10 protein-coding genes are annotated in these 12,592 nt (G+C 70.1%); 5 read left to right on the forward strand and 5 right to left on the reverse strand.

Features of this window, described 5'->3' with window-relative positions; translation table 11 throughout:
- Window positions 1-100 precede the first annotated feature (100 nt).
- The 4 genes from RCH12_RS05255 to nirD form a co-directional block, all read right to left on the reverse strand.
- Window positions 101-1,519 (reverse strand): MFS transporter, encoded by a 1,419-nt coding sequence (locus RCH12_RS05255; RefSeq protein WP_103459460.1) that lies wholly within the window; start codon window positions 1,517-1,519, stop codon window positions 101-103.
- Between the two features lie 229 nt (window positions 1,520-1,748).
- Window positions 1,749-2,666 carry a hypothetical protein gene (locus RCH12_RS05260; protein ID WP_327016252.1) on the reverse strand — a complete coding sequence of 306 codons (918 nt, stop codon included), beginning with the start codon at window positions 2,664-2,666 and terminating at the stop codon, window positions 1,749-1,751.
- A gap of 70 nt (window positions 2,667-2,736) precedes the next feature.
- Window positions 2,737-3,546, reverse strand: a complete 810-nt coding sequence (locus RCH12_RS05265; RefSeq protein ID WP_103480109.1) for a sirohydrochlorin chelatase — start codon at window positions 3,544-3,546, stop codon at window positions 2,737-2,739.
- Complete coding sequence (nirD, locus tag RCH12_RS05270; protein WP_327016253.1) at window positions 3,543-3,980, reverse strand: nitrite reductase small subunit NirD; 438 nt, start codon at window positions 3,978-3,980, stop codon at window positions 3,543-3,545. Before nirD ends, RCH12_RS05265 begins: the two co-directional genes overlap by 4 nt.
- Window positions 3,981-4,231: 251 nt before the next feature.
- Between nirD and nirB the strand changes: the two genes are divergently transcribed.
- The 3 genes from nirB (at window position 4,232) to RCH12_RS05285 (ending at window position 9,359) form a co-directional block, all read left to right on the forward strand.
- The gene (nirB, locus tag RCH12_RS05275) at window positions 4,232-7,078 is read left to right on the forward strand and encodes a nitrite reductase large subunit NirB (protein ID WP_327016254.1); all 2,847 of its coding nucleotides are present in this window, start codon (window positions 4,232-4,234) and stop codon (window positions 7,076-7,078) included.
- A 4-nt stretch (window positions 7,079-7,082) separates the two neighbouring features.
- Window positions 7,083-8,144: a uroporphyrinogen-III C-methyltransferase gene (gene cobA, locus RCH12_RS05280; RefSeq protein WP_327016255.1), complete on the forward strand. Its 1,062-nt coding sequence runs from the start codon at window positions 7,083-7,085 to the stop codon at window positions 8,142-8,144.
- Window positions 8,145-8,327: 183 nt separating this feature from the next.
- Window positions 8,328-9,359, forward strand: a complete 1,032-nt coding sequence (locus tag RCH12_RS05285; RefSeq protein WP_243399162.1) for a uroporphyrinogen-III synthase — start codon at window positions 8,328-8,330, stop codon at window positions 9,357-9,359.
- A 236-nt stretch (window positions 9,360-9,595) separates the two neighbouring features.
- Here the strand turns inward: RCH12_RS05285 and RCH12_RS05290 are convergent, their stop codons facing one another.
- The gene (locus tag RCH12_RS05290; RefSeq protein ID WP_327016256.1) at window positions 9,596-10,474 is read right to left on the reverse strand and encodes an LLM class flavin-dependent oxidoreductase; all 879 of its coding nucleotides are present in this window, start codon (window positions 10,472-10,474) and stop codon (window positions 9,596-9,598) included.
- Between the two features lie 144 nt (window positions 10,475-10,618).
- On the opposite strand from RCH12_RS05290, the gene RCH12_RS05295 reads away from it, so the two are divergent.
- A complete protein-coding gene (locus tag RCH12_RS05295) occupies window positions 10,619-11,380 on the forward strand; it encodes an SDR family NAD(P)-dependent oxidoreductase (RefSeq protein ID WP_103431243.1) in 762 nt (253 codons plus the stop codon).
- 66 nt (window positions 11,381-11,446) lie between these two features.
- Window positions 11,447-12,592: a M4 family metallopeptidase gene (locus RCH12_RS05300; protein WP_327016257.1), complete on the forward strand. Its 1,146-nt coding sequence runs from the start codon at window positions 11,447-11,449 to the stop codon at window positions 12,590-12,592.

The following is a 12,592-nucleotide window of genomic DNA, read 5'->3' on the forward strand; positions in this document are numbered from 1 at the left end:
AGGTGCCTTTCGTGTTGGTACGGGTTCGCGAGAGCGGCCGTTCGGTTGCTTCGGTCGTGCTGAAGCAACCGAACGACCGCTTTCGCGGATGCTGCGGGAGCTAGATGCGGTGTCCGGCCACGGAGGAGTTGCGGCGGAGGTAGACGAACGCGGTGACGGCCATCATCACCAGGTAGGCGCCGGCGAAGGCGTAGATCGCGCTGGAGTAGTCACCCGTGGAGGTCTTCGAGAAGCCGAGCACCTGCGGGATGACGAACCCGCCGTAGGCCCCGATCGCGGAGATCAGGCCGAGCGCGGCCGCGGTCTTCCGCTGCGTGCCGACATCGCCGGAGTCCTTGTGCGCATCCGCGACCCCGCTCCTGGCGGCGAAGACGCTGGGGATCATGCGGTAGGTGGAGCCGTTGCCGACCCCGGTGGCCACGAAGATCAGCAGGAAGGTGACCAGGAAGAGCCAGAAGTTACCGAGTGGCAGTACCAGGTTCACCAGCACCGCCCCGGCGGCCATCACGCCGAAGGCGAAGACGGTGACCAGGGCGCCGCCGAACCGGTCCGCGAGGCGGCCGCCGAACGGTCGGGCCAGGGAGCCGGTGAGCGCGCCGAGAAAGGCGAGCGAGAGTGACGCGGAGACGACCTGGAAGGAGGAGTAGTCGGGGAACTGGTCGGCGATCAGCTTGGGGAAGACGCTCGCGAAGCCGATGAACGAGCCGAAGGTGCCGATGTAGAGGAACGCCATGATCCACAGGTGCGGTTCCTTCACCGCGGCGATCGAGCCGGCGAAGTCGGCCTTGGCGTTGGAGAGGTTGTCCATGTACTTCCAGGCGCCGAACATGGCGAGCAGGATGAACGGCACCCAGAAGAACCCCGCCAGCGGCAGGTTGAGCGTGCCGAGGGCGCCGAGGGTGATCACGATCGGAACGATCAACTGAGCCACAGCGGCACCGAGGTTGCCGCCGGCGGCGTTGAGGCCGAGTGCGTAACCCTTCTGGCTCTGCGGGTAGAAGTAGGTGATGTTCGACATCGAGCTGGCGAAGTTGCCGCCGCCGAGCCCGGCGAGCGCTGCGATGAGAAGCATGACCGGGAACGGGGTGTCCGGGTTGCCCACAGCGAAGCCCAGGGCGATCGACGGGATGAGGAGCAGGCCCGCGGAGATGATGGTCCAGTTGCGGCCGCCGAACTTGGGCACCAGGAAGGTGTACGGAAACCGCATGGTGGCCCCCACGAGCGTGGGGATGGAGATGAGCCAGAAGATCTGGCCGGTGTCGAAGGTGAAGCCCGCGTTCGGCAGCTGCACCACCACGATGCTCCAGAGCTGCCAGATGACGAAGCCGAGGAATTCGGCGAAGATCGACCACTTGAGGTTGCGGGAGGCGATGGCCTTGCCCCCATTGGCCCACTGCTGGGGGTTCTCGGCGTTCCAGTTGTCGATCCACCGGCCCGGGCGGTGCACCAGTTCGGCGGATGCGGCGGGGGCGGTGAACGTGGCGGGCGGGGCTGTCGCGGTGCCGGTCGTCGGGGTCATCAGGTTCTCCTCGCGAGAAATGGTGCACTGTGAGTACGTGTCGCCGACGTTACGCAGGCAGTGTTTCCGGCAGCGGATGCCGCAGTTACCGTTCGATCACCGTGTACTCACACCCGCAACGGGCCGCTGATAGGCCTCCGTCACATGACCGACACAAAGCCAGGCGGGACCGGGTATCCCGGTCGGTCCCGGCCTCACATCCTCCTCCGGCGCTCGCCGGAACGCGGGCCTACTCGGAGCCGTCCGCGGCGCGGAGGGCCTGCACTCGGTGCAGCATCTGGCGCATCTCGTTGCTGGGCTGTGACGTGGCCCGATCGGCCTCCGGGAACAAGACCTGAATGTCGGGTCCCACCTCGGTTTGCACCGCAGCGGCAAGGTCGTGCCCGTCGATCAGGTAACCCAGAGTCGGCTCCGTCACCGCGATCCAGCGTTCGTTCCAGTCGGCCAGTCGGCCGACGAGCGGCCCGGACAGGCCCAGCACCGCCGGTTCAAGACTGTCGTCGACCAAGTCGAGGAGAGGCGACCGGTTCCGCAGCGGGAGGCCGCCGTCCCGCGGCTCGAGGAGAATCCGCGTCGGTGTACGGCCGGGCGTCCACACCCACGCCGCAACATCGACGGTGCGGGTCATAGCTCTGAACTCGGCGTCGGGCATCGCCCACATCTGCTCCACGATTGACGATCGCGGGGGCGCCGGGCTGAACGTCTGACCGTCCCCGCCGACGGCGTGCCAGGCCGCGGCAGGCGGGGTGGCGGTCTGGGAAGCACGGGAGGTCTGGGGAGCACGGGAGGCCTGGGGAGCACGTGAGGTCTGGGGAGCACGGGAGCGCTCCGCGTCCGCGTCCAGGTAGAGAACGACGACGGCTGATCCGAACTCTTGTTGGAGCTCCGCGGCAAGGAGGTGTCCGTCGACGACAAAAGCGAGGTGCTCGGCCGGCGACGGCCACTCCTGTTGGTTCTGCCCCATCAGCAGCTCGTATCGCGAGTTCCAGCCGACCAGACGGTTCTCCAGGTCGTCGGACAGGCCGAGGACACCGCGAGGCAATGGACCGCCCCACGCGTCGGGCGACGGGGAGCGGTCCCACAACGGGAGCCCGGCGCAGTACTCGGCCATCAGCATCACTCTGGTCGGATAGGCATCGAGGTTCATGCCTCGACCCTACTGACAGAGGCGTACTGACACCGGCGTACCGACACCGGCGTACCGGTACCGGCTCGCGTCAGTCGGTGCGGCCGCGGCTGAACGACCAGGGCAGACCGGCCAGGGCCAGCTCGAGTCGAGCGCTGGAGGAGTAGAGGTCGATGACGACGTCCACCAGCTCGCGCGGCGGTGCCTCGCCGTCCACCAGCAGCGGGCGGCTCACCACATCCGCGCCGCACCGTTCGGCCAAGCCGGCGAAGTAGCCGGGGGCCAGCAGGTAGGTGGCCACCACGACCCGCACCGGTGCTGCGGCGCGGGCGGCGAGCACGGCTGCGGCGAGGCGGGGCTGGGCGGCAGAGATGAACCCGACGGTCACCGGGCGGCCGAGCACGGCGGCGAGGCGGTCGCCCATGGCGTGGCAGTCGGCGACCGCGTCGGCATCGGTGGATCCGGCCGCGGCCAGCACCACGGTGTCGTCGGGCCTGAGGCCGACCTCGTGCAAGCGGTCGGCCAGGATGCGGGCCAGCCGCCAGTCGGGGCCGAGTGCCCCGGTGACCCGGACGGGTTGCCCGGCGTCGTCGGCGGCCTCGGCCAGGTCGACGCGCACGTGGTAGCCGGCCGAGAGCAGCAGGGGAACGATCACGACGGGGCGGTCGGCTCCATCGGCGGGGCCTGAGTCGGTAGGGCCGGTGTCGCTGGGGCAGGACTCGGCGGCGATGGCGCGGAGGCAGCTGGGCACATCCGGGCTCTGCACATCGACGTAACCGCCCCGCACGGTGAGGTGCGGCGCCGCGGCGGCCACGGCGTCGACCAGGGCCAGGACGGCCCGCTGACCGGCCGGGTCGCTGGTGCCGTGCGAGGTCGCGAGCAACACCGGGGCGGTCGTCATGCTGCGGCGAATTCCACGGTGTCGGACAGCTCGGTCTCGGCCCGCTCGCCGGCCCGGCCGTGCGCGCTGCCCGGCACCTGGATCTGCACGGTGCCGTGATCGACGCGCACCGGGAAGGTGGGCAGGGCGTAGTCGGCAGAGGTGAAGCACTCCCCGGTTTCGAGGTCATAAACCTGCTTGTGCAGTGGGGAGGCCAGGGTGGGCCGGTCCCCGCGCGACCCGACGATGCCGCGGCTCATCACGCAGGAGCCCGTGGCGGGGTCCTGGTTGGATACTGCGAACAGGTGGCCGTCGGGCAGCAGCACCAGGGCCACCTGCACGCCGTCGATCAGCGCTGCCTCGGCCCACAGCGGTTCGAGTCGGTCGAGGTCGCAGACGCTGGTCCAGTCCGCGGAGCCAGCAGAGTCGTGCGGGTGGGTGGGCGTTGTGTGCACGGGGTCCTCCAGTGGTTCTGCGGGCGAATGACACGGTCTGGGTCACGGCGACGTCGGTGCGGCCTGGCATCCACGGTAGGCAGACCTCGTGTCGGTCATCGTGCGGGGCCGTGACGATCGCGTAACGAAGACCTCTCACGCTGCCCGAAACGACGTGAGGACCCCGTCACACTCCGTTACCCGGGCGACACGGTCGGGAAATCGCCGAAATTTAGGCTGACGGAACAGCTCACCACTCGGAAAGGCACTCCATGGACCACGTCACCCCCGCAGCGGCCGACGCCGCCGCAGACGTCCCCGGCACGCCCCGACGCGTCGTGGTGATCGGCGGCGGCCCCGCCGCGCACCGGTTCACCGAGGCGATGGCCGCCCGCGCCACCGCATCCGGCAACACCGGGACCGTCGAGCACACCGTGACTGTATTCGGCGAGGAACCGCACCTGCCCTACGACAGGGTGGCGCTGTCCCGCCGCCTGGTCGACTCCGAAGACCTCACCCTCGGCGACACCGCCCTGTGGGACGCCGCCTTGATCAGTTACCGCGGCGGCAGCAGCGTCGTCGGCCTCGACACCGCGGCACAGGCGATCACCCTCGCCGACGGTGAACGGGTGCGGTACGACGACCTCGTCTTCGCCACCGGCTCCGCCGCCACCGTGCCGCCCATCCCCGGCGCCGAGGCCGGTCATGTGTACCGCACCATCGAAGACGTCGATTTCCTCGTCGGCGAGATCGGCCGGCTGCGCGAGCGCCTGGGGCGCCCGGCCAATGTCGTCGTCGTCGGCGGCGGACTGCTCGGCCTGGAAGCCGCCGGCGGTCTCGCCAGGCTCGGCGCCGCATCCACCCTGGTGCACTCGGGTGACTGGCTGATGTCGGCGCAACTCGACGAGGGCGCCGGCCAGGCGCTCGGCCGACTGATCGGCGCGCAGGGCATCGCCCTGGCGCTCGGCACCCGGCCCACCGAGATCCTGCGCTCCCCCACCGGCCGGGTCCTCGGTGTCTCGCTCACCAACGGCAGCCAGCTGCACGCCGACCTCGTGGTCTTCTCCATCGGCATCACCCCGCGCGACGAACTCGCCAGGGCCGCGGGTCTGGAGCTCGGCCCGCGCGGCGGCATCGTCATCGGCGACGACTGCCGCACCTCGGTAGCCGGGATCTGGGCCATCGGCGAGGTCGCCAGCATCGACGGCGTCTGCGTGGGACTGGTCGCCCCGGCCAACGCCATGGCCGAGGTCACCGCCGATCGGCTGCACGGCGGCGAAGCCGTCTTCCCCGGCATCGACGATGCCACCAAGCTCAAGCTCTCCGGGGTGGAGGTCGCCAGCTTCGGTGACGCCCTCGGCCGCACCGAACACTGTCTCGAGGTGGTCTACGCCGACCCGGCCCGCGGCCTGTACCAAAAGATCGTGGTCACCGGAGACGCCAAGACCCTGCTCGGCGGCATCTTCGTCGGCGACGCCTCGCCGTACACCTCGCTCCGGCCCCTGTTGGGCCGCGAACTGCCCGCGGAGCCCGGCGCCTACCTCTCCGCCGCCGGCGCCGAACCGCCCGCGAACAGCGACCTGCCCGACGATGTGCAGCTCTGCTCCTGCAACAACGTGTCGGTCGGCGCGGTGCGCGAAGCCGTCCGCGGCGACCACGGCGAGGCCTGCACCGAACTAGGCCCGCTCAAGGCCTGCACCCGTGCCGGCACCCAGTGCGGCTCCTGCGTCCCCCTGGTCAAGAAGATCCTCGAGACCGAGCTGCGCAAGGCCGGCGTCGAGGTGTCCAAGGCCCTCTGCGAGCACATCGCGTTCAGCCGCAGCGAACTGTTCGAGAGTGTGCGCATCCTGCAGCTCACCTCGTTCGACGACATCATGGAGCGCTTCGGTACCGGCCTCGGCTGCGACATCTGCAAGCCCACCATCGCGTCGATCCTGGCCACCCAGACCAACGGCTATGTGCTGGATGCCGGCCGTGGCGGCCTGCAGGACACGAATGACCGCGCCCTGGCCAACATGCAGAAGGACGGCACATACTCGGTGGTGCCGCGCATCCCGGGCGGGGAGATCACCCCGGCCAAGCTCAAGGTGATCGCCGAGGTCGCCGAGCAGTACAACCTCTATACGAAGATCACCGGCGGGCAGCGGATTGACCTGTTCGGTGCCCGTCTCGAGCAGCTGCCCGAGATCTGGACGATCCTGGTGGACGCCGGTTTCGAATCCGGTCAGGCCTACGGCAAGTCGTTGCGCACGGTGAAGAGCTGCGTGGGCAGCACCTGGTGCCGGTTCGGCGTGCAGGACTCGGTATCGATGGCCATCCAGTTGGAGCTGCGCTACCGGGGGCTGCGGTCGCCGCACAAATTCAAGCTCGGCGTCTCCGGCTGCGCCCGTGAGTGCGCCGAGGCCCGTGGTAAGGACATCGGCATCATCGCCACGGATGTGGGTTGGAACCTGTACGTGGGCGGCAACGGCGGCTTCCAGCCGGCGCACGCACAACTGCTCGCCCAGGACCTCGACGACGACACCCTGATCGCCTACATCGACAGGTACCTGATGTACTACATCCGCACCGGCGACAGGCTGCAGCGCACCGCGCGGTGGCAGGAGGAGTTGCCCGGTGGGCTCGAGCATGTGCGCGATGTTGTCGTGAACGACAGCCTGGGCCTGGCCGCCGAACTGGAACTGGCCATGGCCGCGCACGTGGGCAGCTACGAGGACGAATGGGCGGCGACCCTGAAGGATCCGGAGAGGCTCCGCCGGTTCCGCTCGTTCGTGAACGCGCCCACCACGCCGGACCCGGCGATCGTGCAGGTGCTCGAGCGCGGCCAGCCGCGCCCGGCCTGGCCCGGCGAGCGCGCGGCGCTGGCGGACGCGGCACCGACGGATGCGGGTCAGACCAGCACTGTACAGACCGGCACGGTGCAGACCGGCGCTGACTTCTTCGGTGTCAGCGTCAACGAGCCCGACGACACCGCCCCGGTCACCGGGCCGGTGCTGCTCTCCGGCGCCCGGATCCCTCTGCGGCCGGCCGACCGGAACGACACCGACCTGCCTTCAACCGGGCGGAACGACTCCGGGCGACACACAACCGCTCACACCGCTCCAGTAGACGGAGAATAGTGCCATGCCGAATCCAACCCTCGACATCGGTCTGAACGTGACCGGTCGCCGCGTGCTCATCATCGGCGGGAGCCGCCCCGCCCGCCGGGTCATCGCCCGGTACCGCGCTGCGGGCGCCGTGCTCTACCTCGCGGCAGACACCTACGAGGTGCCCAACCCTCTCGTGCGCGCCGTGGCCTGGCCGCATTCGCCGCGCGGCTGGCGCGACCTGGTCTCCGCCGTTGACCTCGTCGTGGCCGTCGACCTGCCCGCGCACGACGAGCCGCTGCTCGTCGCCGCCTGCGCCGAGAAATCGGTCTGGCTCACCCGGGAGGCGGCCGCCCCGGTGTCCAGGCCCGGGCACGTCACCCTCGTCGGCGGCGGTCCCGGCGACGACGACCTGCTCACCGTCGCCGCGCTCACCGCGCTCCGCGGCGCCGACATCGTCTACTACGACAGGCTCGGTCCGCACGACAGGCTCGACGAGTGGGCGCCCGGAGCCGAACTGGTGAACGTGGGCAAACATCCGGGCCACCACGCCGTACCGCAGGCCGAGATCGAGCAGTTGCTCGTGACCAGCGCCCGCGCCGGCCTCACCGTCGTGCGCCTCAAGGGCGGCGACCCTTTCGTGTTCGGCCGTGGCGGTGAAGAAATGGCCGCCTGCCGCGCCGCCGGAGTTCCGGTCACCGTGATCTCCGGGGTCACCAGCGCCATCTCCGTGCCGGCGCTGGCGGGTATCCCGGTCACCCACCGCGACGTCTCCCGCCTGTTCACGGTGCTCAGCGGTCACCTGCCGCTCAGCGAGGAGGAGCTGGCCCACCTGGTGGGCCTGGGCGGCACCATCGTGGTGCTGATGGGCGTGGGTACCCTGCCGCACCTGGCCAGCGGCCTGGCCCGGCACGGCATGCGCGCCGACATGCCCATCGCCATCATCGAGCGCGGCTTCTCCGCGCACCAGCGCACCACCATTGCCGACATCGAAACCGTGGTGAGGGTCGCCGGCGAGGTCGGCGCCCGCTCCCCCCGCCGTGCTCGTGATCGGCGAGGTCGTGCGGCTGGCCCAGTGCGACGACGCCGCGGCCGTTGAAGTGCTCGCAAACGCCGCTACACTCTCAGGCCAGAGGTAACCCTGCCTGACACGTCAGCCACCAGAACCATCGGAGACACAGTTAACGACATCGGAACAGAAGCGGGGCTGCCCGGCTTCCGACCGGACCAGCTCGAGGGCTTCCGCATCGGAGTCACGTCCGACCGCCGGAGTGAGGACCTCATCGCCGCGTTCGAACGACGCGGCGCCGATGTTCTGCATGCCCCGGCGATCCGCATCGCTGCCGCGGCCGACGACTCGCAGATCACCGCCGATACCGCGGCGATCATCGCCGGCCGGCCGGACATCCTGCTGGCGACCACGTCGTACGGCATCCGTCGCTGGCTCGAAGCAGCGGATGCGGCAGGGCTCGGCCACGACCTCACCGAGACCCTCGAGAACAGCCGCATCCTCGTGCGCGGCCCCAAGGCTCGCGGCGCCATCCGCGCCGCCAACCTTGACGACTCCGGCATGAGCGACGAGGAAACCACCAGCTCGCTCGTGGACAAGGTGCTCGGCGAGGGCGCGGCCGGGCTGACGGTGGCCGTGCAGCTGCACGGGTTCACCGACGAGTCCCAGATCCGGCGGCTGCTCGACGCCGGTGCCACGGTGCTCACCGTCGCGCCGTACCGGTGGTTGCTGCCCGACGACTCCAGCCGGGTGCTCAAACTCATCGACGCGGTCTGCACCGGGTCGCTTGACGCCGTCACCTTCACCAGCGCACCCGCTGTCGAGGCGCTCTTCGGCGCGGCGGATGGCGTCGGCCGGCTCGAAGCTCTGCAGGAGGCCCTGCGCGGACCTGTCGTGGCCGCCGCGGTCGGGCATGTCACCGCCGCCCCCCTGCTCGCGGCCGGGATCACCCCGATCGTGCCGGAACGGTTCCGCATGGGTGCGCTGATCAAGCTGGTCTGCGATTACCTCGCCGACGAGCGGGTTCTGCGCCTGGACAGCCGGCACGGTCCGGTGGAACTGCGCGGACGGCGGGTGTCTGTCGCCGGCGCATCCGCCCTGCTGCCCCCGACGTCGCTCACTCTTCTGCGCGCCCTGCTCGCCGCACGGGGGTCGGTACTCTCCCGCGCCGATCTGACGGCCGCGCTGCCCGAGATCCAGGACGACCACGCCGTCGATGTGGCCATCAGCCGGCTGCGCCAGTCCCTGCCGGCGCCGGCGCTGGTCGCCACGGTGATCAAACGCGGCTACCGCATCGACGTCTAGACAGGGCGCCGCTGCCCGCGAGCCCGCCCTGCGAACCCGCTCTGCGAGCCCGCCGGCAACCACGTGCCGCAAAATGTCCCTTCGCCCGCCCTGAAGCGGCCCTGTGAAGTAACTCGGCGAAGCGTGCGGCGCCGACTTGCGCCAAAGTGCCGCTTCGCCCGCACCGAAGGGGCACTTTGCGGCAATTCGGCGAGCCTGCTGCGCGTGGCGAGTGGGGTGTGGGGTGTGGGCTGCGCTCAGGCGAGGCGGCTGGCGACCTCGTCGAGGACCGACTCCGAGCCGGCATAGATGCCGTCGGGCCGGGGCCAGTGACTGATCACGTCGGTGAAGCCGAGCTCGCCGGCCCGGCCGACGGCGTCGTCGAAGGCACCGACACTCTCCAGCGAGTACGCCCCGCCGCTGTCGAGCGAGAGGTAGCGGTCCAGAGAGCCCGGCGCCCGGTCCGCCGCGGCGAGGGTGTCTTCCAGCCGGTGGACCAGCGCCGCCACCGCGCTCCACCACTCTTCGCCCACGGCACCGTCTGCGCCCGTGGTCACCCAGCCCGCACCGTGTTCGGCGACGAGTTTGAGGCCCTTCGGCCCGTTGGCGGCGATCACGAACGGAACCCGGGGCTGCTGCGCCGGCCGGCCCACCATTCGGGCGTCCACCGCGGTGAACCAGTCGCCCGCGAAGTCGAAACCACCCGCTCCCGGCGTCTCGTGGCGCAGCAGCAGGTCGAGGTCGGTGACGAACTCGGCAAACCTCTCGTGCCGCTGACGCGGGGTGTAGGTCGGTTGCCCGAGAACGAAGGCATCGAAGCCCGTTCCGCCCGATCCCAGCCCGAGCAGCATCCGCCCGCCGGAGATGTCGTCGACGGTGGCGACCTCCTTGGCGAACGGCACCGGATGCCGAAAGTTCGGCGAGGCGACGAAGGTGCCCAACCGGATCCGGTCGGTGACCGCCGCCGCGGCCGCCAGGGTGGGGATGGTGGCCTGCCACGGCTGATCGGCGAGGCTGCGCCAAGACAGGTGGTCGTAGGTCCAGGCGTGATCAAAACCGTACTGCTCGGCGCCCTGCCATTTCCGGCGGGCTTGGGGCCAGTCGAACTGGGGCAGGATGACGATTCCGTGGCGCATACCGGCAGTCTACAAACCGACCGGGCGGCCGGGCGGCCGGAGTCCCCGCATCCGCCTGCCCCGCGCCGGGGCGACCAGACGGTGCTATGACTGGTGCGTCGGCGCCGCGCCGCACTCGAGGAAGATCTGCAAAGGAGCACTCCGATGGACCCGATTGTGACCCCGGGCCGGTTCGCCGGCCAGACCGCCATCGTCACCGGAGCCGGCTCCGGGATCGGAAAGGCGACAGCCGTGCGACTGGCTCGGGAGGGCGCCAGGGTCATCGCCGGCGACGTGGTTCCCGCCCGCCTGCAGGAACTCCTCGACCAGTTCGGCGACCTCGACATCGTGACCGTCGACGGCGACATCAGTCACCAGGACACCACCACCCGGCTGGTCGCCGCGGCGAACGGACGCATCGACGTGGTCGCCAACGTCGCCGGCGTCATGGACGGCTTCCTCCCGATCGCCGAGGTCGACGACGCCACCTGGGAGCGGGTCTTCGGCATCAACGTGACCGGCATGATGCGCCTGATCCGCGGGGCACTGCCGATCATGGTGGCCGGCGGCGGCGGGTCGATCGTCAACGTCACGTCCGAGGCCGGCCTCCGCGGCGGCGCGGCCGGGGTCGCCTACACGGCGTCCAAACACGCCGTGATCGGTCTGACCCGCAACACCTCCGTGATGTACTCGGCCCAGGGCATCCGTTGCAACGCCGTCGCGCCCGGCGGGGTGCAGACGAACATCGAGGCTCCGATGCGGTCTCCCCTGGCCGGGTCGGTGCTCGGCCCGGTGTTCCAGCACGTTTTACCTCCGGTGGCCACCTCGGAGCAACTCGCAGCCACCATCACCTGGCTCGCCAGTCCGGACTCGGCCAATGTGACCGGCATCGTCCTGGCGTCGGACGGCGGCTGGTCGGCAATATGACGACCGACCTCCCTGTCGTCACCTGAGAGGGGTGCGGATGTCGGACGGTGCTGCCAGACTCACCGCATGACAGGCACAGACCAGATTCAGAGCCCCGTCCCGTTCCCCGGCCGGCCGCACCGCCATGGCCGATCCGCCCCGCCGTTTCGCTGCGGTGTCGTGCCGCCCTACCTCCTCGAGCACCTGGCCGCGGTCGAGGACCCGCGCTTCGAGGCCGCGGCCGAGGCCGCTCGGCGATCGTTGCGCGTCGACGACCCCATTCGCAGCCTGCGCGTCGAGCGCCGCACCAGCGCGCTGCCTGCGCTACCCGTCCAGGCCGTGCCGGGCGTCAGCACCCGCACCATCAGCGACGCCGGTCAGCTGCAGCGGCTGCCCGGCCGCACCGTGCGAACCGAAGGCCAGCCCCCGGTCGCCGACGTAGCGGTCAACGAGGCATACACCGGCCTGGGCGACACCCATGGCCTCTACTGGAGCCAGTACCAGCGGGACTCGATCGATGGGCGCGGCCTTCCTTTGGACGCCACGGTGCACTACGGACGGGACTATGACAACGCCTTCTGGGACGGCGAACGGATGGTGTTCGGCGATGGCGACGGCGAGGTCTTCAACAGGTTCACGATCTCGTTGAGCGTGATCGCGCACGAGCTCACCCACGGTGTCACCCAGTACAGCGCCAACCTCGCCTACCAGGGCCAGTCCGGTGCGCTCAACGAATCGGTGTCGGATGTCTTCGGCGCCCTCGTCGAGCAGTACGCCGCCGGCCAGGACACCCGGTCGGCGAGCTGGTTGATCGGTGCAGGGCTCTTCACCGAGCAGGTGCAGGGCCAGGCGCTGCGTTCGATGAAGGCTCCGGGCACCGCCTATGACGACGATGTCCTCGGCACCGATCCGCAGCCGGCCTCGATGGACGGCTACATCGACACCGAGGACGACTATGGCGGAGTGCACCTCAATTCGGGCATCCCGAACCGGGCGTTCTATCTGGTCGCCGAGGCTCTCGGCGGCAACGCGTGGGAGGCACCGGGGCAGATCTGGTACGACACACTCACCGGCCCCACCCTCACCGCGAACGCCGACTTCGCCGCTTTCGCGACGGCGACGGCGACGGCCGCGATCACCCGCTACGGCGCCGGCTCTGCCGAGCACGACGCGGTTCTGGCGGGCTGGACCGGAGTGGGTGTGGTCCTCGATCCGCTGCGAGCTGCGTCCTGA

This window comes from Cryobacterium sp. MP_3.1, from assembly GCF_035984795.1.
Classification (GTDB): domain Bacteria; phylum Actinomycetota; class Actinomycetes; order Actinomycetales; family Microbacteriaceae; genus Cryobacterium; species Cryobacterium zongtaii.

What these genes read in the sequence shown, in the direction of transcription:
- RCH12_RS05255 (WP_103459460.1), bottom strand. Translation starts at nt 1,519, where the DNA reads ATGACCCCGACGACCGGCACCGCGACAGCCCCGCCCGCCACGTTCACC.
- RCH12_RS05260 (WP_327016252.1), bottom strand. Translation starts at nt 2,666, where the DNA reads ATGAACCTCGATGCCTATCCGACCAGAGTGATGCTGATGGCCGAGTAC.
- RCH12_RS05265 (WP_103480109.1), bottom strand. Translation starts at nt 3,546, where the DNA reads ATGACGACCGCCCCGGTGTTGCTCGCGACCTCGCACGGCACCAGCGAC.
- nirB (WP_327016254.1), top strand. Translation starts at nt 4,232, where the DNA reads ATGGACCACGTCACCCCCGCAGCGGCCGACGCCGCCGCAGACGTCCCC.
- cobA (WP_327016255.1), top strand. Translation starts at nt 7,083, where the DNA reads ATGCCGAATCCAACCCTCGACATCGGTCTGAACGTGACCGGTCGCCGC.
- RCH12_RS05290 (WP_327016256.1), bottom strand. Translation starts at nt 10,474, where the DNA reads ATGCGCCACGGAATCGTCATCCTGCCCCAGTTCGACTGGCCCCAAGCC.
- RCH12_RS05295 (WP_103431243.1), top strand. Translation starts at nt 10,619, where the DNA reads ATGGACCCGATTGTGACCCCGGGCCGGTTCGCCGGCCAGACCGCCATC.
- RCH12_RS05300 (WP_327016257.1), top strand. Translation starts at nt 11,447, where the DNA reads ATGACAGGCACAGACCAGATTCAGAGCCCCGTCCCGTTCCCCGGCCGG.